Source organism: Acidimicrobiales bacterium (assembly GCA_035547835.1).
In the GTDB taxonomy this organism is placed as follows: Bacteria; Actinomycetota; Acidimicrobiia; order Acidimicrobiales; family Iamiaceae; genus DASZTW01.
The window spans coordinates 73,624-95,067 of the sequence record DASZTW010000019.1; the positions used below are offsets into that span (position 1 = coordinate 73,624).

18 protein-coding genes and 1 tRNA gene are annotated in these 21,444 nt (G+C 69.7%); 11 read left to right on the plus strand and 8 right to left on the minus strand.

Annotation, left to right across the window (positions count from 1 at the left end; genetic code table 11):
- Positions 1-106: 106 nt before the first annotated feature.
- The 3 genes from VHA73_15125 to VHA73_15135 all read left to right on the plus strand — a co-directional run bounded on the left by VHA73_15125 (position 107) and on the right by VHA73_15135 (position 4,019).
- The gene (locus VHA73_15125) at positions 107-1,357 is read left to right on the plus strand and encodes a glutamate-5-semialdehyde dehydrogenase (GenBank protein ID HVX19357.1); all 1,251 of its coding nucleotides are present in this window, start codon (positions 107-109) and stop codon (positions 1,355-1,357) included.
- Positions 1,358-1,551: 194 nt separating this feature from the next.
- Positions 1,552-2,475, plus strand: a complete 924-nt coding sequence (locus tag VHA73_15130; protein ID HVX19358.1) for a MoxR family ATPase — start codon at positions 1,552-1,554, stop codon at positions 2,473-2,475.
- On the plus strand, positions 2,472-4,019 hold the full coding sequence (locus tag VHA73_15135) for a VWA domain-containing protein (GenBank protein ID HVX19359.1): 1,548 nt from the start codon (positions 2,472-2,474) through the stop codon (positions 4,017-4,019). Before VHA73_15130 ends, VHA73_15135 begins: the two co-directional genes overlap by 4 nt.
- A 52-nt stretch (positions 4,020-4,071) precedes the next feature.
- On the opposite strand, the gene VHA73_15140 is transcribed toward VHA73_15135, so the two are convergent.
- From VHA73_15140 to VHA73_15160, 5 genes are all read right to left on the minus strand, one after another.
- Positions 4,072-5,262: a serine hydrolase gene (locus VHA73_15140; GenBank protein ID HVX19360.1), complete on the minus strand. Its 1,191-nt coding sequence runs from the start codon at positions 5,260-5,262 to the stop codon at positions 4,072-4,074.
- 224 nt (positions 5,263-5,486) lie between these two features.
- Positions 5,487-6,173 carry a phosphoadenylyl-sulfate reductase gene (locus tag VHA73_15145; GenBank protein HVX19361.1) on the minus strand — a complete coding sequence of 229 codons (687 nt, stop codon included), beginning with the start codon at positions 6,171-6,173 and terminating at the stop codon, positions 5,487-5,489.
- 19 nt (positions 6,174-6,192) lie between these two features.
- Positions 6,193-7,971 carry a nitrite/sulfite reductase gene (locus VHA73_15150; protein HVX19362.1) on the minus strand — a complete coding sequence of 593 codons (1,779 nt, stop codon included), beginning with the start codon at positions 7,969-7,971 and terminating at the stop codon, positions 6,193-6,195.
- A gap of 168 nt (positions 7,972-8,139) precedes the next feature.
- Positions 8,140-9,480 carry a 3-deoxy-7-phosphoheptulonate synthase class II gene (locus tag VHA73_15155; GenBank protein HVX19363.1) on the minus strand — a complete coding sequence of 447 codons (1,341 nt, stop codon included), beginning with the start codon at positions 9,478-9,480 and terminating at the stop codon, positions 8,140-8,142.
- A 104-nt stretch (positions 9,481-9,584) separates the two neighbouring features.
- Entirely contained in the window at positions 9,585-10,412 is an 828-nt protein-coding gene (locus tag VHA73_15160; GenBank protein ID HVX19364.1) for a sigma-70 family RNA polymerase sigma factor, read from the minus strand.
- A 96-nt stretch (positions 10,413-10,508) separates the two neighbouring features.
- Between VHA73_15160 and VHA73_15165 the strand changes: the two genes are divergently transcribed.
- The 6 genes from VHA73_15165 (at position 10,509) to VHA73_15190 (ending at position 16,682) form a co-directional block, all read left to right on the plus strand.
- Positions 10,509-11,963, plus strand: a complete 1,455-nt coding sequence (locus tag VHA73_15165; protein ID HVX19365.1) for an NADH-ubiquinone oxidoreductase-F iron-sulfur binding region domain-containing protein — start codon at positions 10,509-10,511, stop codon at positions 11,961-11,963.
- Positions 11,960-12,568, plus strand: coding sequence for a nicotinate-nucleotide adenylyltransferase (gene nadD, locus VHA73_15170; protein HVX19366.1), 609 nt, complete (start codon positions 11,960-11,962; stop codon positions 12,566-12,568). Before VHA73_15165 ends, nadD begins: the two co-directional genes overlap by 4 nt.
- Before the next feature lie 172 nt (positions 12,569-12,740).
- Positions 12,741-14,318, plus strand: a complete 1,578-nt coding sequence (locus tag VHA73_15175; GenBank protein HVX19367.1) for an LCP family protein — start codon at positions 12,741-12,743, stop codon at positions 14,316-14,318.
- On the plus strand, positions 14,315-14,698 hold the full coding sequence (gene rsfS / locus VHA73_15180; protein HVX19368.1) for a ribosome silencing factor: 384 nt from the start codon (positions 14,315-14,317) through the stop codon (positions 14,696-14,698). The genes VHA73_15175 and rsfS overlap by 4 nt, the downstream gene beginning before the upstream one ends.
- A 61-nt stretch (positions 14,699-14,759) precedes the next feature.
- On the plus strand, positions 14,760-15,575 hold the full coding sequence (locus tag VHA73_15185; protein ID HVX19369.1) for a uroporphyrinogen-III synthase: 816 nt from the start codon (positions 14,760-14,762) through the stop codon (positions 15,573-15,575).
- A gap of 66 nt (positions 15,576-15,641) precedes the next feature.
- The gene (locus VHA73_15190; protein HVX19370.1) at positions 15,642-16,682 is read left to right on the plus strand and encodes an alcohol dehydrogenase catalytic domain-containing protein; all 1,041 of its coding nucleotides are present in this window, start codon (positions 15,642-15,644) and stop codon (positions 16,680-16,682) included.
- Between the two features lie 58 nt (positions 16,683-16,740).
- On the opposite strand, the gene VHA73_15195 is transcribed toward VHA73_15190, so the two are convergent.
- Together VHA73_15195 and VHA73_15200 are read right to left on the minus strand one after the other, a co-directional pair.
- Positions 16,741-17,514 carry an SDR family oxidoreductase gene (locus VHA73_15195; GenBank protein HVX19371.1) on the minus strand — a complete coding sequence of 258 codons (774 nt, stop codon included), beginning with the start codon at positions 17,512-17,514 and terminating at the stop codon, positions 16,741-16,743.
- Positions 17,514-18,545, minus strand: a complete 1,032-nt coding sequence (locus VHA73_15200; protein HVX19372.1) for an aldo/keto reductase — start codon at positions 18,543-18,545, stop codon at positions 17,514-17,516. The genes VHA73_15195 and VHA73_15200 overlap by 1 nt, the downstream gene beginning before the upstream one ends.
- 165 nt (positions 18,546-18,710) lie before the next feature.
- On the opposite strand from VHA73_15200, the gene VHA73_15205 reads away from it, so the two are divergent.
- On the plus strand, positions 18,711-19,649 hold the full coding sequence (locus VHA73_15205; GenBank protein HVX19373.1) for a thioesterase family protein: 939 nt from the start codon (positions 18,711-18,713) through the stop codon (positions 19,647-19,649).
- A gap of 194 nt (positions 19,650-19,843) precedes the next feature.
- Positions 19,844-21,325: a hypothetical protein gene (locus VHA73_15210; GenBank protein HVX19374.1), complete on the plus strand. Its 1,482-nt coding sequence runs from the start codon at positions 19,844-19,846 to the stop codon at positions 21,323-21,325.
- A gap of 31 nt (positions 21,326-21,356) precedes the next feature.
- Here VHA73_15210 and VHA73_15215 read toward each other — a convergent pair.
- A tRNA-Ala gene (locus VHA73_15215) sits at positions 21,357-21,429 on the minus strand.
- Between the last annotated feature and the right edge of the window lie 15 nt (positions 21,430-21,444).

Here is a 21,444-nt window from a genome sequence, read left to right on the forward strand (position 1 = left end):
GCGCGGGGCCCAATGAAATGGATCGCGCGCTCGCGGTCTCTGCCGGTGGGGACGAGGGTAGATCGTCCAGGCGGAGGAGCCGGTGACCTACCGGTACCATGGCCACGTGACCTCACCATCTTCGATCGCCGAGCTGGGCCGCCGCGCCAAAGCTGCGTCGCGGCGTATGGCGGTGGCGTCGACGGCCGAGAAGGACGCGGCCTTGTCGGCGGCCGCCGGACTGCTCGAAGCCCGAACCCGGCCGATTCTCGATGCCAACCTGGTCGACATCGAGCGCGCACGCGCTGAAGGCGTGTCCGCGACCGTGATCGACCGGCTGCGGCTCGACGAGGGCCGCGTCGCCGGCATGGCCGACGGCCTCCGGCAGGTCGCGTCGCTTGCCGACCCCGTCGGTGAGGTGGTCGACGGCTGGACCCGCCCGAACGGGCTGCAGATCAGTCGCGTGCGCGTGCCGCTCGGCGTCGTCGGCATCATCTACGAGAACCGCCCCAACGTCACCAGCGACGCAGCCGGTCTGTGCCTCAAGTCGGGCAACGCCGCGTTCCTTCGGGGCAGTTCCGGTGCGATCTCGTCCAACCTCGCCATCGCGGGCGTCTTGCGAGAGGCCATCGAGTCGAAGGGGTTGCCCGCCGATGCGGTGGTGCTCGTCGACGACACGAGCCGGGAAGCGGCCGTCGAGTTCATGCAGCAGCGCGAGTCGATCGACTGCCTGATCCCTCGCGGCGGGCCTTCGCTGATCCAGTCCGTTCTCGAGCACGCCACCGTGCCCTACGTGATCGACGGCGACGGCAACTGCCACGTCTACGTCGACGCGGCTGCCGACCTCGAGATGGCTGCCGCGATCGTGGTCAACGCCAAGACCCAGCGTCCGTCGGTCTGCAACGCCGCGGAGACGCTGCTCGTGCACCGTGAGGTGGCGGAGAAGTTCCTGCCCGCGGTCGCGGCCCGCCTCGAGCGCGTCGAGATCGTGGGCGACGACGAGTCGCGCCGGCTGGTGCCCGGCGCAGGTGCGGCCTCCGAGGCCGACTGGGCCACAGAGTTCCTCGACCTGCGGCTCGCCGTGCGGGTGGTCGACGACCTCGACCAGGCGATCGGCCACATCGGTCGCTACGGCAGCGGCCACTCAGAGGCCATCGTCACCAACAGCGTCCGGGCGGCCGATCGGTTCTGCCGGGAAGTCGACGCGGCGGCGGTGCTGGTGAACGCGTCGACCCGGTTCGTCGATGGTGGTGAGTTCGGTTTCGGAGCCGAGATCGGCATCAGCACCCAGAAGTTGCACGCCCGTGGGCCGCTCGGCCTGCGCGAGCTCACGACCGCCAAGTACGTCGTGCGCGGCGACGGTCAGATCAGAGGCTGAGCCCGCAACCGCACGTTCGCACCAGCGCCGGAACCGGATCTCCACCCTGTCCGGGTGCCGGGCGGTGTCGGTGATGCGTCCGACGAGGCCTTGCCGACCCTCTTCACGGTCAACTTGGCCAAGCGGTCCGCCGACACCTTCGTGGCACCGAACTGGATTGACCGCCTGGTCAAGTGCGGCGATACGCTCGGCGGATGCCACGCTTCGAGTCTGTCGACGCCGTCCGGGACGACCTGCGCAAGGTCGATTACCTCGCCGATGAGAGCATCGCGGGGATCGTTTACCTCGCCGACCGCCTCGGCAAGCCGGTGCTGGTCGAGGGCCCGGCAGGCACGGGCAAGACCCAGCTCGCGAAGTCGGTGGCCGAGATCACCGGCGCCCGTCTGATCCGCCTCCAGTGCTACGAGGGGCTCGATGAGTCGAAAGCGCTGTACGAGTGGAACTACAAGAAGCAGCTGTTGCGGATCCAGGCTGAGCGCGTGGTGTCCGGCGACGACGACGGCACCGAGTCGCACACGTGGACCGACATCGAGACCGACATCTTCTCCGACGAGTTCCTGCTCACCCGGCCGTTGCTGGAAGCCATCCGCGCCGACGAGCCGGTCGTGCTGCTGATCGACGAAGTCGACCGAGTGGAAGTCGAGACCGAGGCGCTGCTGCTCGAGATCCTGTCCGACTACCAGGTCTCGATTCCCGAGCTCGGCACCATCACCGCGAAGCAGATCCCGTTGGTGTTCCTCACCTCCAACAACACCCGTGAGCTGTCCGAAGCCCTCAAGCGGCGCTGCCTGTTCTTGCACATCGACTATCCCGACATGGACCGCGAGAAGCTCATCGTGGAGACCAAGGTCGAGGGCATCACCGAGTCGTTGGCCGACCAGGTCGCGCGCATCGTCCGGTCGATCCGTCAGCTCGAGCTGAAGAAGGCGCCATCGGTGTCCGAGACGCTCGACTGGGCCCGCACGTTGATGCTGCTCGGCATCGACCAGATCGACGCCGAGACCGCCACCAACACGTCGAACATCTTGCTCAAGTACCAGAGCGATATCGCCAAGGCGGCCCGCGAGTTCGCGCAGGATGCGCAAGGCGCCAAGGCGTTCGCCCCCGGGCCCAAGTGACCGACCAGCAAACGCCGGGCGACGGCGCGTCCGCCGATGGCGTGACCGTCGACCACGCAACGGCGGCGGTCGCCGTGGGCGAGCCGATTCTCGACCTCCTCGCCGGGTTCATCGGCGAGCTGCGCGAGGCCGGGCTGCCGGTCAGCCTCACCGAGAACCTCGACGCGATGGAGGCCGTCAAGCACATCCCGATCGAGGACCGTTCGGCGTTCAAGTACGCCCTCGCCGCCACCCTGGTGAAGAACAACGCGCACTGGCGCGCTTTCGAGACCGTGTTCGAGGTGTACTTCTCGTTGCGGGGCAAGGCCTGGGGCGTGGGCGACCTCGACGAAGCGCACGCGCTCGACGAGCTGCTCGACGACATGGAGGGCCAAGGCGAGGGCGACCAGGGCTCGTCGGGCTTCCAAGGTCAGGGCGGCGGCGACGCGCTGACGCCCGAGCAACTCGCCGAGCTGCTCTATCAGGCGTTGATGAGGGGCGACGACGCGCTCATGCGGGCGATCGCTCGCCAAGCGGTGAAGCGCTTCGCCGGCATGGAGCCGGGCCGTCCCGTGGGCGGCACGTACTACCTGTACCGCACGCTGCGGAACCTCGATCTCGACAACGTGCTCGACAAGCTGATGGACCAGACCCGTCGCCAGGCCGACGACGCGGGCACGCCGCTGAGCGCGCTCGAGGACCGCCTCGAGGCCGACGAGTACAAGTCGCGGATCGAAGCCTTGAAGAAGGAGATCGAAGCCGAGATCCGCCGGCGGCTGGTGGCAGACCGGGGTGTGGAGGCGATGGCGCGCACGTTGCGCAAGCCGCTGCCCGAGGACGTCGACTTCATGCACGCCAGCCGCGAGGAGATGGGCAACCTCCGCCGCGCGCTCGGCCCGCTCACCCGGCGTCTCGCTGTGCGCCTGGCCCGCAAACGGCGGCACGGTCGCAAAGGCCCGCTCGACTTCCGCTCGACGGTCCGTCACTCGCTCAGCTACGGCGGCGTGCCCGCAGATCCGCAGTTCCGCTACCCGCGCCCCTCGAAACCCGAGATCTTCGTCGTCGCCGACATCTCCGGGTCCGTCGCCGCATTCGCCCGCTTCACGCTGATGTTGGTGTACGCCATCTCCGGCCAGTTCTCGAAGGTCCGCTCCTTCGTGTTCATCGACGGGATCGATGAGGTCACGAGCTTCTTCGAAGGCGTCGAGGACGTCACCGAGGCGGTCCACCGGGTCAACACGGAAGCCGACGTCGTGTGGGTCGACGGCCACTCCGACTACGGCCATGCCTTTGAGGCGTTCTGGGAGCGGTGGGGCAAGGAAGTCAGCCCCAAGACCACGGTCTTGTTCCTCGGCGACGCCCGGAACAATTACCACGCGAGCCAGTCCTGGGTCGTCAAGGAGATCCAGCACAAGGCTCGCCACGTCTACTGGCTGAACCCCGAGCCTCGCAGCTACTGGGACACGGGCGACTCGATCGTGGGGGAGTACGCCAACTTCTGCGACGGCACGTTCGAGTGCCGCAACCTGCGCCAGCTCGAAGCGTTCGTCGACCACCTCGCCTGATCGTCCCTGCGTCCTGGTCGGACCTCGCCCCGGGCGGGGCGCTCGGGCCGCGTCAGTGGCGCACGGCGCGGGTGACGACCTGGCTGGCCTCGCTCGGGCCGAACGTCGGAGGTTTCGGCTGCGCTTCGGCAGTGCCGAGCCGCACCACCACGGTCCGGGATCCCGGGTCGACTTGCACGAGCTGGTTGCCGAGGCCGAGTGCCCAGTACAGGTCGTCGGGCGCACCCGGCACGAGCTGGCCGCGGGCGGTGGTCGGGTTGGCCGCCGCAGCCAGGTTCGTCGCCGACAGCGGCCCGGCGAGCACCCCCTTGCGGTTCAGCCACCACAGATAGCCGTACGCGGCGTTGAGGGGTGTCGATGGCTTCCCGGTCGACTCGGCCACCCACGACGACGACACGATCTGGCGGCTGCCCCACTTGCCGTCGCGCTGCACCATCAGCCCGAGCCGGGCCAAGTCCTCGCAGTTGGACTGCACGCCCTCGAAGGTCTGCGTGTTGCCGGCGCGGTCGGTGGTCATCCGGGTGTGCGCCATGCCGAGCGGACGGAACAAGCGTTGCTCGGCGAAGGTCGACACGTCCTCACCGGTCGCGCCTTGCAGGACCTGTTGCAAGGTCTGGATGGCGGAGTTGTTGTACGCCCACACCTGCCCCGGCGGGTGTTGCTGGGGCAGACCGATCGCGAACGCCGTACGGTCGCTCGACCGGATGAGCCGGACATAGTCGATGATGGGGCTCCATTCGCGACCCGAGTCGTTGCTCAGGAGGTCGCGGACGGTGACTTGGGTCGCCGCGGTGCCGCGCCACTCGGGGATCCACTTCGACGCGGAGTCGTCGATGTGCAGGTCGCCCTCGTCTTGTGCGATGCCGACGAGCAGGCTGGTGATCGACTTGGTGGCCGAGAAGATGTCCTGGGTCTGGGTGGCGGTCGTGCCGGCGAACTGCCATTCGCCGGCGATCGCTCCGTCGCGCTCGACCACCAGGCAGTGGGACTTGCCGACTTGCGCAGTGCGGGCGATGTCGTCGAGGACGGCGCCGTCGAGTCCAGCCTGCGCCGGAGCGATGTGGCGCCAGGCGGACCCTGGGACGAGCTGGCCGCCGGGTGCCGTCGCGGTCGCGGGCGTGGTCGACGTCGACCCGTTCGCGTTTCCGCCCGAGCTGCTGCTGCACCCGCCGAGCACGACGAGGACCAGCAGGGCGCTCACCACGGCCACGGCCCCAGGGCGGTGCGGGATGCGTCGGCTCATGTACTTCGGCCCGCGGTGTCGACGACGAGGTCGCCTCGACCCTAGACCGTCCGGTCGACCCCCAGGTCGTCACCGCATTGACTCACCCAACCCATTCCTGCTGTGAGCAGTTGACCACCCTGGAGGTGGTCAACTGCTCACACCTCGGCCTTGGTGAGGCACCTCGGCCTTGGTGCGGCACGAAGGCCTGTGTGAAGTACCTCGGCCTGTGTGAAGTACCTCGGTCATGCCAGGTGCAGGCCGCACTCCGTCTTGTCCTGGCCCCGCCAGCGACCCGCCCGGGGGTCTTCGCCGGGGGCCACGGGGGTCGTGCACGGCTGGCAGCCGATGGACGGGTAGCCCTGGTGCACGAGCGGGTTGACCGGCACGTCGTGCTCGGCGATGTAGCCCGCGACGTCGTCGTCTGACCAGTTGGCAAGCGGGTTGATCTTGACGAGGCCCCGGATGTCGCGGGCGATGATCGGCGCCGAGGCCCGGCTGGGAGCCTCGATCCGCCGCAGGCCGCTCAACCAGGCGAGCTTGCCGGCGAGTGCACGGTCGAGCTGGCCCACCTTGACGGCCGAGCAGCACCCCTCGGGGTCCTTCTCCCACAGCGGCTCGTCGTGGCGGGCGACAGTCATCATCTTCAAGTTCAGCCCGTAGCGGCGCCGCACGAGCTCGACCGTCTCGAGCGTCTCGGGGAAGTGGTAGCCGGTGTCGATGAAGACGACCTCGATCGCGGGATCGATCCGGGTGGCCAAGTCGATCAGCACCGCGTCGGTCATCGACGCAGACAGACACAGATGAGGGCTGAAACGGTCGACGGCCCACTGGACGATCTTCGAGGCGGGCAGCAGGTCGAACTCGTTGTTCAGCTCGGCGAGGTCGCGGTCGTTCAGATCGAAGTCGAGGTGGGTTTCGGTCATCGCCATGTCCTGGGCTCCCTCGGGCTCACGCGCCGGCGCACTCGCCTTCACCGACCTCGCGCACATAGGGACCCGTCTCGGCGTAATCGACGTAGAAGTCGGGGTTCTCATCGGGGGTCGGGAACTCGGCCAGGTCGGCGAGCTCCTCTTTGACGGCCTCCGGGCCGCCGACGCTCGCCAGCCACTCGGCAAACGTCTGACCGGCCACACGCTCGCCGGCGAAGCGACCGATGATGCGCACGGCCGCCTCGGGTGCCGCTTTGGCCGGGAGCCGCATGGTGCGCTTGCCGAACTCGGCCTTGGTCTGGCCGACGTAGCCGCCGAGGAGCAGCTGGTAGCCCGGGGCGCTGCGGCCGTGGGCCCGACGCTCGGCGCCGTGGAAGCCGATGTCGGCGGTGTGGTGCTGGCCGCACGAGTTCGTGCAGCCCGAGATGTTGGTGCGCACCCCGCCGACTTCGCCGAGGCCGGCAGCCTCGAGGGCCACGCCGATCGCGTCGGCGAGCCCGCGGGACTGGGTCTCGGCCAGGTTGCAGGTGTCGGCGCCGGGGCAGGCGACCACGTCGCGCGCGAGCTCGGCGCCGGGTTCGGCCATGCCGATGGCTTCGAGTCGCTCGTACAGGTCCGGGAGCTGGCCTTCGCTGAGGCCGCGGTACACGAGGTTCTGGCGGTTCGTGATGCGGGCTTCGGCGGCGAAGTCACGTTGGATCGCAGCGAGACCGCGGAACTGGTCGGCGGTCACGTCGCCGAGGCGCGACCAGGCGTAGGCGGACACGGTGCCGTTGGCCCGACCACGCACCACGTTGGCCTCGTCCCACCGCTGGCGGGGGTCGCGGGCTGTGATGGTGACCGGCGTGCCCTGCCCCATGGGCGTGACCTCGATCTGGCTGGATCCGCCGGCGGGGGTGTCGCCGTACTTCTCGACGATCTCCGGGACCCCGCCGGGCCAGGTCGACGAGGCGATGAGCAGCTTGCGCTCCTTGAGGATCCGCTGCTGCAGCTCCTCCCAGCCCATGGTCTTGACGAGCCACTTCATGCGGGCGCGGAGCTTGTTGTCGCGGTTGCCGTAGTGGTCGAAGGTGCGGACGACGGCTTCGATGGTGGGCAGGAGCTGGTCGCGTGGCGTGAAGTCCTCGAGCGCGAGGGCCGGGAACGGGTTGGCGCCGAGACCACCTGCCACGAAGACACGGAACCCGGCCTCGACCGTGCCATCTGGGTGGGTGTGGTTGGTGGCGACCACGCCCACGTCGTTGAACATGGCCTGGCCGCAGTCGGTGTCGCAGCCTGAGAAGTTGATCTTGAACTTGCGCGGCATGCGTTGGCAGATCGGGTTGTGCAGGAAGTACTGGAACGTGGCCTCGGCCCACGCCGAGATGTCGAGCACCTCGTTGGGGCAGGCACCGGCCAAGTGGCAGCCCTGCACGTTGCGGACGGTGTCGCCGCACGCCTCTCGGCTGGTGAGCCCGACGCGAGCGGCCTCGCGGAGCAGTGCGGGCACCCGCTCGAGCTGCACGAAGTGGAACTGGACGTTCTGGCGGGTGGTGAAGTGACCCCAGCCCCGCGAGTACTCCTCGGCGATGTGGCCGAGCATGTCGAGTTGTTCGGCGCTGGCGTTCCCGTACGGGAACTTCAGCCGGACCATCTGGTTGTGGCCCTTCTGGCGCTGGCCGTAGATCCCGTTGTTCAGGCGGAAGATCCGGAACTGGTCCTCGTCGAGGTCCCCGGCGAGGTACTGATCGAGCAGGGTCTCGAACTTCGCGATGTCGGCGGCGATGGCCGGATCGATCGTGTCGCGTTCCAACAACATGGAGCAGGCCTCTCGGGTGTCGACCGCCGTCGCGGCCGAACGAATAGTCGACTTATCCGATCGACATTGTCGTCAATGAATCCTGAGCGCGCAAGTCAACATTTGTCACGCGGGAGGGTCCGCCAGGTGTTGCGCGGAGGTGCTGCTCGGGCGCCCTGCGCGGAGGGCTCAGCGCAAGAGGTTGCCGACCCGGAAGGCCAGGTCGAGGCCCTGGCGGCCGTTCAGCCGCGGGTCACACACCGTTTCGTAGCGGTGGTCCAGGTTGGCCTCGGTGAGGTCGTCGCCTCCGCCGAGGCACTCGGTGACGTCCTCGCCGGTCAGCTCGACGTGGAGGCCGCCGGGCCACGTGCCGACCTCGGCGTGGGCGGCGAAGAACCCCGTGACCTCGGCCAAGATGTCGTCGAAGCGCCGGGTCTTGCGACCGTCAGCGGTCGAGAACGTGTTCCCGTGCATCGGGTCGCACGCCCAGACCACCGGGTGGCCCGCGTCGCGCACGGCCTCGAGGAGCGGCGGGAGCGCGTTGGCGACCGTGGCGGCGCCCATCCGGGTGATCAGCGTCAGACGGCCCGGCACCCGGTCGGGGTTGAGACGTTCGCACAGCGCGAGCACTTCAGCCGGGGTGGTGGACGGACCGATCTTGCAGCCGATCGGATTGCCGACGCCCGCCAGGAACTCGACGTGCGCGCCGTCGATCTGTCGGGTCCGCTCGCCGACCCACAACATGTGCGCCGAGCAGTCGTACCAGTCGTCGGTGAGCGAGTCGCGGCGGGTGAGCGCTTCCTCGTAGCCGAGGATCAGTGCCTCGTGGCTCGTGTAGAAGTCGACCTCGTGGAGCATGGGCTGCGTGGCCGTGTTGACCCCGCACGCCCGCATGAAGCGCAGGGCCCGGTCGATCTCCGCCGCCACCTGGTCGTAGTGGCGGCCCTCGGGGCTCGACGCGATGAACTCCAAGTTCCACTGATGGACGCGGTTGAGATCGGCGAAACCACCCTTGGTGAACGCGCGCAGCAAGTTCAGCGTGGCGGCCGACTGGTGGTACGCCTGGACGAGCCGGTCGGGGTCGGGCGTGCGAGCGGCCGCGGTGAAGGCCACGTCGTTGACGATGTGGCCCCGAAACGAAGGGAGCTCGACGCCGTCGACGACCTCGGTGGTGCTCGAGCGAGGCTTGGCGAACTGCCCCGCGATGCGGCCGACCTTCAGCACCGGTACGCCGGAGGAGTACGTGAGCACGACGGCCATCTGCAAGATGACCTTGAGCTTGTCGCGGATCGAGTTCGCGGTGAACGACTCGAACGACTCCGCGCAGTCGCCGGCTTGGAGGAGGAAGGCCCGACCTTCGGCCACCTCGGCGAGTTGCTCGGTGAGACCGCGGGCCTCTCCAGCGAAGACCAGCGGCGGCAGCGAGCTGAGGTGCTTGACGGCGCCCTCGAACGCGACGCCGTCAGGCCAATCGGGTTGCTGGGCCACGGGGTAACGGCGCCACGACCCGGGTTCCCAGGTCTCGGTCATCGCGCCGCGCTCCTCATCCGAAAAGCCTGACCGCTCGCCGCCTGCACGCGCAAAGTCAATTCCAGAGGTTGCCTGCCGCCGGGGACGAGGAAGACGACGGGGTGTCAGGCGGCCGGGTTCGCGGCGGCCTTGGAACGCACGGTACCGACCGCACGCTTGACCAGGCGTCGCGCCGCTTCGGCGGTGACGCCCAGCTCCTCACCGACCTCGCGGTAGCTGCGTTTGCGACCGTCGTTGATGCCGAAGCGCTGCTCCACTGCATAGCGGGCGCGGGCGTCGAGGACGTCGAGCAGGTCGGTGACCATCTGCGTCTCCTCGGCGGCCATCACGAGCGCTTCGGGACCGTCGGCCGTGTCGGCGATCACGTCGACCAGCTCGTTGCTGTCGTCGTCACCGATGGTGCGGTCGAGCGAGGTGGGGGTGGACAGGCGGTGCAGCCACGCGTTCTCGGCGTCGAGCTCGTCGCCGTCGCCGGCGACCTGACGGAGGGCCGCGCGGAGCGCCGCCGACCGGTCGCCCGGGAGCCGCACCAAGCTGGCCTTCTGGTCGAGGGCACGCCCGATCGCTTGGCGGATCCAGAACGTGGCGTACGTCGAGAACTTGAAGCCCTTGCGCCAGTCGAACTTGTCGACCGCGTGCTCGAGGCCGATGTTGCCCTCCTGGATGAGGTCGAGCAGCTCCATGCCCGGCGGGAGCGGGTACCGGCGGGCGATGCTGACCACCAGGCGGAGATTCGACCGGATGAAGCGGTCTTTGGCCTTGGCCGCCGCCCGATCGGCGCGGCGCAGCTCCACCGACGTCTCCCCCGATGCCAGCTTCTCACGGGCTTCGTGCCCGGCCTCGATCACCTGTGCGAGCTCGCGCTCCTCTTGAGCGGTGAGCAGCGGCACGAGGCCGATCTCGTTGAGGTACTGGCCGACTGAGTCACTCATTGCACTCCCTCAAACCGCGACGTGTCTCGAACCATTCCCGCCTCGGCACACCTGCCGTGCTTCGTGCGGGACTTACCGGATCGCTAGGGTGCAACCGTGATCGAGCCCTATTTGCTTCCTGAAACGCCGGTGACGTCGGTCACCGACTGGGTGGCCCGCGGCGGCGGAAAAGGCCTGGCCAGAGCGTATGAGCTCGGTCCCGATGCCACCATCTCGGAGATCCTCGACGCCAAGCTCCGGGGCCGGGGTGGGGCCGGGTTCCCCACCGGCATCAAGTGGCGCTCGTTGCGCGAGGCGGCGCACGGTGACCAGTGCTACATCGTCTGCAACGGCTCGGAGGGAGAGCCGGGCACCTTCAAGGACCGGACCCTGCTGCGTGCCAACCCCTATCAGCTGATCGAGGGCATGGCGATCGCAGCGTTCGCGCTCGGCGCCCGGGCCGGCTTCATCGGAATGAAGGCCCGCTACACCGAGCACACGGAGCTGTTGCTCCAGGCGTTGCAGGACATGGAGGCAGCCGGTCTGGCGGGCGAGGTGCGGCTGCAGCTCGTGCCCGGTCCCGACGCCTACCTCTTCGGCGAAGAAACCGCCCTGCTCCAGGCCGTCATGGGCGAGGCGCCCACGCCGCGCCTCGTGCCGCCGTACATCCAGGGCATCTTCGCCACGACGCCCACCTTCGACTGGTCGGCGCTGCCACCCGAGGAGCTCGTCGAGGCCCTGTCCGACGACGTGTACTCGCTCCCGGCGGCTGGATCCGGGCTGGCGAGCCCGACGCTCGTCAACAACATCGAGACGTACTCCACGGCCTGCCACATCCTGCGCGAAGGCGCCGACTGGTTCCGTTCGATGGGCACCGACGACACGCCCGGCCATGCAGTGATCACGATCGTGGGCGACACCACCCGCCAGATCGTCGAGGAAGTCGACATGGGCTCCACCCTGCGCGAGCTGCTCGACGGGCCGTGCGGCGGCATGGCCAACGGCCGCAACTTCAAGGCGATGTTGTCGGGGATCTCGAACCCGGTGATGACCGAGGAGTTCCTCGACGTGCCGCTCGGGTTCGACTCGTTCCGTGCCGCTGGCTCGGGCATCGGATCGTGCGGGTTCATGATCTACGACGACACCACCAGCGCGGTGGAGCTGGCCCACTTGTGCTCCCGCTTCTTGTCGGTCGAGTCGTGCGGTCAGTGCAACGCCTGCAAGACCGGCACGATGGCGATCACCGAGATGATCGAGTCGATCATCGACGGCAAGGGAAGCATGCGCACGATCGACTCCATCGGCAGCCGGCTGCTGCGGGTCACGGACTCCAACCGGTGCTTCTTGCCGCAACAGGAGCAGATCGTGATCTCGAGCCTGCTGCGAACTTTCCCGCAGGACTTCCTCGACGCGGTCGACACCCAACACGTCGCGATCCGCGGCATCCCGGTGCCCAAGCTGAAAGACGTCGTGGGTGGCGTGGCCGACATCGACGAGCACTGGGAGCTCAAGCGCACCGACTGGACCTATGCCGACGTCGGGGTGACCACCGGCGTCTACCGCACCGAGTGACGCGACCCGGGGAACGCCTCGGGATCTTCGGGGGGACGTTCGACCCGCCCCACGTGGGCCATTTGGTGACGGCCGTCAACGTCCGTCACGAGCTGCAACTCCAACGTGTCCTGCTCGTCGTGGCCAACGAGCCCTGGCAGAAGACGGGGACCCGCGAGATCACGCCGGGACCTGCTCGCCTCGCCATGGTGGAGGCAGCCGTCGGTGACGTCGCCGGCCTCGAAGCGTCACCTATCGAGATCGACCGGGGCGGTGACTCCTACACGGCCGACACGCTCGAAGCCCTGCACCGCGAGGACCCCGAGCGGGAGCTGTTCGTGATACTCGGCAGCGATGCCGCCGCGGGGCTGCACACGTGGGAGCGCGCCGAGCGAGTGGCGGAGTTGTCGTCGGTGGTGGTCGTCGACCGTCCGGGCGAACCGCCCACCCGGTCGCTTCCGGACGGCTTTCGATGGACGAGGGTCGAAGTGCCTCGCCTCGAGGTGTCGAGCACCGACCTGCGAGCCCGGGTGCGCGACGGCCGCCCGCTCGACTACCTGCTCACCCCCTCGGTCATCGCTTCGATTGCCAGCCTCGGCCTCTATCGTCGTTCCGATGGCTCCTGACGGCGAACCACCTCCCCGACGGGTGTCAGGACGGTTGGTCGCCCGCGGTCGGCGTCCGCCGGGGTCGGCGCCAGCCGAGGGAGGAGCGGGTTCGGTCGACGATGTGGCCGCAGGCGCTGTCGGGTCGGCCTCCTCACGGGCCCACCTCCGGGTCCGGGTCACGCCCCGGGGGGTGGACAGCCGGGAACGGCCCGAGCCGACGGCGGCGGAAAGCCCCGCTCCGGCGCCCATCGCCTGGCCCTCGCCAGACACCGCCGAGCACGGCGGGGAAGCGGCCCCTGTCGACGCGTCGTGGACAGCCGACGCCTGGCGCGACGAGGAATGGATCGACGAGGCCGAGTGGGTCGATGACGTGGCCGAACCGGAGACGTTCCCGGGCGGCACGGTCGCCGAGGAGGAGGGAATCCCTGCCTTTGACTTCGTCCCGGTGGTCGGCGCCGGGTCCGCCGGCCCTTCCGGCGCCGGGTCCGCCGGCTCTTCCGGCGAAGACGACGAACCGGCCGAGGCCCCCGAGCCCACTGGCGACGACGTCGCCGAATCGGCTGTCGCGGCGTGGCCGAAGCCGCGTCGTCGGTCGCGGTTCGGGATGCGGGCTGCCGCGTTCGCCGCCGCCGTGCTGGTGCTCACCGTTGCGGTGCCCGCGCTCACCTGGATCGGCTGGCAGTGGGTGCAGCACAGTCGCACGGGTGTGACGCGATCGAACAGCTCGGGTCTGCTCGGAGGCGGCGACCACCTCGTGCCGTACACCGCCACCGCCCTGGTCGTGACCACCGACGCGGGCGGGACGCCGACCTCCGTGGCGCTGTTCACCCTCGACCACGGCACGACGGGCGGGTCGGTCACGTTCGTGCCGCTCGACACGCTGGTACCGCGCCAGGCGTATGGCATCGACCGACTGCGCACTGCGTTCGTGCGACAGGGCATGGCGGCCTTCGTCCGGTCGGCGAGCCAGATCCTAGGGCTCACCTTCAGCGACACGATCGTCCTCGATCCCGCGGCGATGCAGCAGTACTTCGAGCCGGTGGGCAACCTGGCCGTCTCCAGCCCCGCGGCGTTCAGCGCCGGCGGCGTGTCGTTCCCCCAAGGCGTCTCGCAGCTCGATGCGACACGGGCGCTGGCCTACCTCGATGAAGGCAGCGCTGCGCCGGGAGACGTCGCCGCCCGCCAGCAAGCGTTCTGGGCTGCATGGGCGGACTTGGTCCGCCAACGGGGTGACGCGGTGATCGCAGGTGAGCCCGATGCCGGCCTCGGTCGCTACCTGTCGGCCTTCGCCCGCGGCACGGTCGACTTCGCGCCGTTCCCGGTGAAGGCCGAGATGAGCCCGCCGAACCCCCTGGACGGCGGATCGACCCGCGTGTACCGCGTCGACAGCCAGGCCGCGGGCCGGCGGCTGGCACTCGTGGTGCCGTTCCCGCAGGCGTCGACCGACGACCGCCTGATGGTGCGGCTGTTGAACGGTGTCGACAGCGGTGGGATCCCGCGTTCGATCGTCCAGCGCCTCGTGATCGGCGGTGGTCAGGTGGGCCTCGAGGGCACCTCACCGAACAGCGGGCTCGAGATCACCGAGATCCGTTACGGCGACCGGTCGCTCCTCGACAGGGTCAAGGTGCTCCGAGCGGCGCTCGGCGCTGGCAAGCTGGTCATCGACGACACCGTCTCGGACCCGGGTGAGGTCACGATCGTGCTCGGCCACGATCTGCTCGACCGGCCCCCGGCTGCCCTCACCAGCGACACCGGAAGCAACTCATGAGCCCGCCCACGCCGATCCACGAACACGACGAGGTCCGTGACTGGGTCGGCGTTGCCGCGCGCGCGGCCGACGCGAAGAAGGGCGCGGACATCGTGGTGCTCGACGTCGGCGACGTGCTGTCGATCACCGGCTGGTTCGTGATCACCTCCGCGCCGAACGACCGTCTGGTGCGCACGCTGGCCGAGGAGATCGAGCAGCAGGTCGCGGGAGCAGGTGGTCCTCGCCCGCTGCGGGTCGAAGGGCTCGACGACCTGCGCTGGGTGCTGATGGACTACGGCGACTTCGTCGTGCACGTGTTCCTCGAGGAAGCCCGGCGCTACTACGACCTGGAGCGACTGTGGCGCGATGTGCCCACGCTCGACTGGGCCGCGGGTACCTGAGCGGACGAGCCGACATGGCCAGTGCTTCCCACGAGCGGCGTGGCGCGGCGGAACCGAGCCGATGAGCGGCCCGCTCGCCGGCCGGCGCGTCGGCGTCACCGCGGACCGCCGGCGCGACACGCAGCGGCGCCTGCTCGAGGCGCGAGGCGCCACCGTCGTCGAAGGGCCCACGCTGGCGAGCCGCTCGCTGACCCAGGCACCGGAGCTGCGCGCCGCCACCGAATCCATCGTCCGCGATCCGCCCGACGTCGTGGTCGTGGACACGGGAGTGGGCGTCACGTCCTGGTTCGAGGCGGCGCAGGAGTGGGGTCTCGCCGATCAGGTCCGAGACGCGCTCCAAGGCGCCGGCGCGCTGGCGCGTGGGGCGAAGGCCGCATCGGCGTTGCGGCGACGGACCGGGTTGGTGTCCGTCACCTCTCCCGACGGTCGGTTGGGGTCGCTGCGCGCCGTGCTGGCGGACCGGTCGCTCGAGGGTCGCCGTGTCGTCGTCCAGCGCAGCGGCGCCACGGACGCGCCGCTGGTCGACTGGCTGCGGGCACGGGGCGCGACCGTGGTCGAGCTCGAGGTGTACCGGTGGGAGCTGCCAGCGGATCGTGACACTGCCTATGAGTTGGTGCGCCAGGGATGCACGGGCGAGCTCGACGCCGTGACCTTCACCAGCGTGCCGGCGGTCGACAACTTGTTCGCGCTGGCCGGCGAGCTCGGGGAGGCCGAGCGGCTCCGTTACGGCTTCACGTCCGGCATGGTCGCCGCGTGCGTGGGCTCGGTCTGCGCCGAAGCCGCCCGCCAACAGGGGATCGCCGACCCGTTGTTCCCCGCGAGCGGCACGCTGCCGGACATGGTGCGGCTGCTCACCGACAAGCTCGTCCGCGCCTGACGACCCGGAGTGACGAACGGGTTGGGAAGGGAGCCATTGCGGCGCTTCATCTGCTGAACTGCGCCCATGCGTGCAGTGGTGCTGACCGGTGAGCGACAGGTCGACGTGGAGCAGGTGCCGGATCCGGTGCTGCCCGGACCCGACGGCGTGATCGTGCAAGTCGAGCACACCGCCATCTGCGGCTCCGACCTGCACCTCTACCACGGCGCGATGGGCGGCGCGCACGTCCATCTCGGGCATGAGTTCGTCGGGACGGTGGTGGAGTCCGGGCCGGAGGTGTACCGGTTGCGGACCGGCGACAGGGTGCTGGTGTCGGGCGTGGTGGGGTGCGGGCGCTGCCCGGCCTGCCTGGGTCGCGACCCGGTGCGCTGCGCGGTCGCGCCCCGGATCTTCGGCACGAGCACCGACCTCGACGGGGGCCAGGCGGAGTTCGCCGCCGTCCCTGCCGCCGACGCGTTCGCGCTGCCGATCCCCGACGGCATCTCGGTCGAGCAGTCGGTGCTGCTCACCGACATCTTGCCGACGGGCTACCTGGGCGCCTTGCGGGCCGACATCACGCCGGGCTCGACGGTGGCCGTCATCGGCTTGGGGCCGGTGGGGGTTTTTGCCCTTCAGTGCGCGCAGCTCCACGGGCCCGCCCGCATCCTGGCCATCGACCGGGTGCCGGACCGCCTGGAGCGGGCCGCCGCGCTCGGCGCCGAACCGGTCGACGTGACCAACGGCGACACCATCGCCCAGGTGGCGCAGCTCACGGGCGGACGTGGCGCGTCGTCGGTGATCGAGGCCGTGGGCGCCGACGCCACCATCGCCGATGCGATCTGGTGTGCGGCGCCCGGCGGCACCGTCTCGATCATCGGGGCCAACATGAACTTCGCCCTCCCGATCCCTATGCCGATCGCGCTGATGCGCAGCCTCACGGTGCGGGTGACGCTGGCGTCGATCCCCTCGACGTGGGAGGCGTTGATCCCGCTGGTGGCCACGGGCCGCCTCCACCCCGAATCGGTCTTCACCCACCACATGGGGTTGAGCGAAGCGGCGGCCGCCTACGAGTTGTTCGATCAGCGTCGCGACGGGGTGCTGAAGGTCCTGCTCGACCCCACCCGCTGACCCCGTTCGGCGCCGTGCCTGCGGCACACGGCCGCCGGGTCGTGCCGGGCGTCCGCGATCAGGTGTTCTGCACCGTCAGCCCGCCGTCGACCGGGATGATCGCGCCGTGGCAGTACGAAGCTGCGGGCAGGCACAGCGACAACGTCATCTGCGCGACTTCCTCCGGATCGCCGTAGCGCCGCATGGGCACGCGGCGGCGGGCGAACTTCTCCTTCGCCTCGTCGGGGATCGGTGCGGTCATGGCGGTGCGGATCGGGCCGGGGCAGATGCAGTTGACGGTGATGCCCGCCGGCCCGAGCTCCATCGCCAGGCTCCGGGTGAGCCCGACGACGCCGTGCTTCGCGGCGGTGTAAGGCGACAGATACGCGGTCGCGCCGAGCCCTTCGGTGCTCGCGATGTTGACGATGCGGCCGGCATCGGACTCGCGGAGGTGGGGCAGGCAGGCGCGGATCATGCGGGCTTCACCGGTGAGGTTCACCGCGATCGTGCGATCCCATGCGTCGTCCCATCCCTCGTGGTCGATGGGCGCCGGCACGGAGATGCCGGCGTTGTTCACCAAGATGTCGAGCTTCCCGAAGCGGCCGATCACTTCCGCGACCACGGACTCGATTGCTTCAGGGTCACTGACGTCGAGTTGCCAGCCCGCCGCGGTGCCACCGGCGGCGACGATCGCGTCGACGACGGGGGTGGGGTCCGCCGTGTCGGTCACCGCCACGGCCATGCCCTCGTCGGCGAACAGCTCGGCGGTGGCACGGCCCATGCCCGACGCAGCACCGGTGATGATCGCGACCCGACCCGTGACGTCGCGCGACAGCGCGCGGAGCCGCGCCATCAGCGAGCGGTGCGCCGGCGAGCGCCGGCGAACGCAAGCGACGGCGGCAGGTAGCCGGCGTCGTCCCAGCTGAACGTGGTGCCCGGCGGGACGATCTCGTCGATGCGGTCGAGGATGTCGGCGGTGAGCGTCACGTCGGCGGCGCCGAGCTGGCTCTCGAGGTGCTCCGCGGTGCGCGGCCCGATGATCGCGGCGGTGACCGCGGGATGCTGGAGAACGAACGCGAGCGCGAGGTGGATGAGCGTCATACCCGACTCCTCGGCGAGCGTGGCCAGCGCGTCGGCCGCCTCGAGCTTCGCCTGGTTGGCAGGGAGCGAGAGGTCGTAACGGCCCGGTAGGCGCTGCGCCCGCCGACTCGTCAGCTCGCTCGCGCCCTTGCGCCACTTGCCCGACAGCCAGCCGCCGGCGAGCGGGCTCCAAGGGATGACGCCCATGCCGTAGCGCGCGCACGTCGGCAGGACATCGGCCTCGATGCCGCGCACGAGGATCGAGTACGGCGGCTGCTCGCAGACGAAGCGCTCACGGTGCCGTCGCTCCGCAGTCCACTGGGCCTCGACGATGGCCGAGGGCGGGAACGTCGACGAGCCCAGGTAGCGGACCTTTCCCTGGTGAACGAGGTCGGAGAGCGCGCCCAACGTCTCGTCGACGTCGGTAGAGGGATCGGGGCGGTGGATCTGGTACAGGTCGATGTAGTCGGTGCCGAGCCGCCGCAGGCTGTTCTCGCACTCCTGGATGATCCAGCGCCGCGAGTTGCCGGCGTGCAGGGGGTTGGCGCTCGCCGGGAAGTGGACCTTCGTCGCGATCACGAGGTCGTCGCGGCGCCCCGCGATCGCCTTGCCGACGATCTCTTCCGACTCGCCGGCCGAGTACACGTCGGCGGTGTCGATGAAGTTGACGCCCGCGTCGATCGCCTGGTCGATGATCCGCAGCGAGTCGTCGTGGTCGGGGTTGCCCCACGCGCCGAACATCATGGCGCCGAGGCAGAGCGAGCTGACGTGGAGGCCGGTGGTCCCGAGGCGGCGGTGTTCCATGGGTGTGTCCTTCCTGCGCCGGCCGTGCGTGGTTCGCCAGACCTCACGCATGGCGGACGGTACACGGGCCGGCACCGTCGCGGCGCGCCGCGTGGCGGCGTGCCGCCGACCCGCTCCACGTCCGGGCGTAGCGGGAGCCAGCCACCGGGCTGCGAGGATGGATCCATGGCCCAAGGCGCTCCCGCACTCGTCGACCAACTGCGTCCGCTCGATCGCCGCCTGCTCGGCCTCGTGGCTGATGGCGACGACCCCGCGGTCCTGTCGTTCGAGGTCGTCCCGCACTTGTGCCGCACCGACGGGCGCTTCTACGGGGGTGCCGCCCTCGCCGCCGCGCTGGCGGCGTCCGAAGCGGTGACCGGTCGGGTGGCGCTGTGGTCGTGCACCCAGCTCGTGGGTGCCGCAGCGATGAACGAGCGCATCCGCGTCGACGCGTCGGTGGTGGCATCGGGTCGATCCGTCGACCAGGTACAGGTGACCGCCACGACCGGCGGCCGGATCGTGTTCAGCGCGGTGGGTGCGACGGCAACACCGCAGCCGGACGGCATCGAGGCCAGAGGGCAGACCATGCCGAGAGTGGCGCCGCCGGAGGAGTCGCGCCCGTGGGGCGGGCCGGCCCGGCGGGACGATGCCGGCGAGCACGCGGCGGTGTTTGGCACACCACCGGCCGTCGGCCACCACCTCGTCAGCGAGCACCGCGAGGCCCACATCATGGACACATCGGCTGATCGCCCGGGCCACATGGCGTTGTGGGCGAGGCTCACCGGCGAGTTCGCCGGCACGACGATGACACCTGCCGTGCTCGGGTTCCTCGCCGACATGGTGCCGATCGCGGTGTGTCGCGCTGGTGGGGTGGAAGGCGCGGGCACCAGCCTCGACAATTCCTTGCGGGTGGGGGAGCCGATCGACACCGATTGGGTGCTCCTCGAGCTCGATGCTGAACAGGCGGTCGGTGGCTATGGCCATGGCCACGTGCGGCTGTGGTCGCGCGACGGTCGTCTGCTCGGCACCGGCACGCAGTCGTGTCGCCTGTTCAGCTTCGAGGACTTCTTGCATGGCGCCGGGGGCCACTCGTCGGGCTCCCCGCGCGCCGGTGGCACGCGCTAGACATCGCCCGTGGCCTGGGGGAGGCATCCAATCGCTGCTGCGGCTGCGTCGTGAGGCGTCTCGCCGTCGCGCTGGTCGCGCTCGTGTCGGTGACGGTACCCGCAGCGGCGCCTCGCAGGTCTCGGTCGGCCACGCCCGCGGCCGTGCGGGCGGCCGGCTGCCCGGTTGTTCCGGACCCCGCTGCGCTGCCCACGGTGGCCGAGCTTCGCCACAGCGAGGAGTTCCTGGCCTCGCTGGGCGCCCGACCCACGGGCAGCGCGGCGCACGATCGCTACATCGCCTGGATCCGCCAGCAGCTCCGCACGATCCCCGGCTTGCGGGTGCACGACCTCGACTACCGCATCCACCGCTGGACCTCGCAGTCAGCCGCGCTCACCCTCGACGTGGGCGGCCAGCACCAGCGCGTGCCGATCGCGGATGCGATCCCGTACTCGAAGCCCACGGGCTCTGATGGGGTCGCGGCCCCGCTCGTCTACCTCGACGACAGCCAACCGATCAGCCACGCCAACGCGTCGGGCCGGATCGTCGTGCGTCCGGCACCGGCCGGCAGCGTGCCCAACTACGACTTCCTGTTGCCGATCGTCAGCTGGGAGACCTACGACCCGGGCCACACGATCGATCCGACCCAGAACTTCTACGGCGACTTCATCAACTACTCGCCGCGCGTCACCGACCTGCGCGCGGCGGCGACCGCCGGCGCCGTCGGGATCATCTTTGTGAAGGACCGTCCGCTGCGCCAGATCATCGGCCACTACGAGCCGTACGAGGGTGAGGCGTGGGGCGTGCCGGGCGTCTTCGTCGGCTCGGACCAGGGCAAGCAGCTGCGGGACGCCATCGCGTCCGGGAAGCCGGCGACCGCCGAGATCTCCGACGTCGCGTCGTTCGACGATGCCACGACCCCGTCGATCGAGGCGGTCCTGCCGGGCAGGAGCGCGCAGCGCATCGTGGTCGACAGCCACACCGACGGCACCAACGCGGTCGAGGACAACGGCCCGATCGCCATGATCGCCATGGCCCGCTACTTCGCCGCCCTCCCTATGGCGTGCCGTCCCCGCACCATCCAGTTCGCGTTCTCAACAGCGCACTTCTACCAGCGGGTCGCCAACCCGGCCGATCGTGACGGCGGTGCCGAGCAGCTCGCCCAGCAACTCGATCGGGAGTACGACCAGGGCACGGTGTCGTCGGTGGTGGTACTCGAGCACCTCGGGGCGCGTGACTTCGAGCCCGTTCCCCGCACCGACGGTGGGCCGGGTGCCGAGCTGAAGGACACGGGTCGGCGCTCGGTGCAGTTCATCGGTGTGACGCCGAGCGTCAACCTCGTGGGCGCCGTCGACCAAGTGGTCCGCAAGTACGGCATGAACCGCACGATCGTGCTCCAAGGCTCCGACGCACCGGGCGCGACCGTCCCCCTCCACTGCTCGTTCGGTGGCGAGGGAACGCCGTTCGAACGGCACTTGCTGCCGACCGTCGGTGTGATCGCGGCCCCGCAGTTCCTTTACGACCCTGCGATTCAGATGGACGGCCTCGATGTCGGCGTCATGCACTCCGAGCTGCTCGGTTTCACCCAACTCGTCGCCGAACTCGGCCCGATGCCGCAAGTCGCGGTGAGCGGCGCGGTCGACGTGGAGCGAGCGCTTCGCGCCCTGGGTGCGCCCGCCTGCCCGCCCGATGGGTGACCCGCGATCCGGCGCCGGCGACGGGGTGCTGTGGAGCTAAGGAGAATCGAACTCCTGACCTCTTCCATGCCATGGAAGCGCTCTACCAACTGAGCTATAGCCCCGAGATGGAGACGTCA

Bases quoted from the DNA above. Each gene is read 5' to 3' on its own strand.
- VHA73_15130 (HVX19358.1), top strand. From the start codon at position 1,552: ATGCCACGCTTCGAGTCTGTCGACGCCGTCCGGGACGACCTGCGCAAG.
- VHA73_15140 (HVX19360.1), bottom strand. From the start codon at position 5,262: ATGAGCCGACGCATCCCGCACCGCCCTGGGGCCGTGGCCGTGGTGAGC.
- VHA73_15145 (HVX19361.1), bottom strand. From the start codon at position 6,173: ATGGCGATGACCGAAACCCACCTCGACTTCGATCTGAACGACCGCGAC.
- VHA73_15150 (HVX19362.1), bottom strand. From the start codon at position 7,971: ATGTTGTTGGAACGCGACACGATCGATCCGGCCATCGCCGCCGACATC.
- VHA73_15155 (HVX19363.1), bottom strand. From the start codon at position 9,480: ATGACCGAGACCTGGGAACCCGGGTCGTGGCGCCGTTACCCCGTGGCC.
- VHA73_15160 (HVX19364.1), bottom strand. From the start codon at position 10,412: ATGAGTGACTCAGTCGGCCAGTACCTCAACGAGATCGGCCTCGTGCCG.
- rsfS (HVX19368.1), top strand. From the start codon at position 14,315: ATGAGCCCGCCCACGCCGATCCACGAACACGACGAGGTCCGTGACTGG.
- VHA73_15185 (HVX19369.1), top strand. From the start codon at position 14,760: ATGAGCGGCCCGCTCGCCGGCCGGCGCGTCGGCGTCACCGCGGACCGC.
- VHA73_15190 (HVX19370.1), top strand. From the start codon at position 15,642: ATGCGTGCAGTGGTGCTGACCGGTGAGCGACAGGTCGACGTGGAGCAG.
- VHA73_15195 (HVX19371.1), bottom strand. From the start codon at position 17,514: ATGGCGCGGCTCCGCGCGCTGTCGCGCGACGTCACGGGTCGGGTCGCG.
- VHA73_15200 (HVX19372.1), bottom strand. From the start codon at position 18,545: ATGGAACACCGCCGCCTCGGGACCACCGGCCTCCACGTCAGCTCGCTC.
- VHA73_15205 (HVX19373.1), top strand. From the start codon at position 18,711: ATGGCCCAAGGCGCTCCCGCACTCGTCGACCAACTGCGTCCGCTCGAT.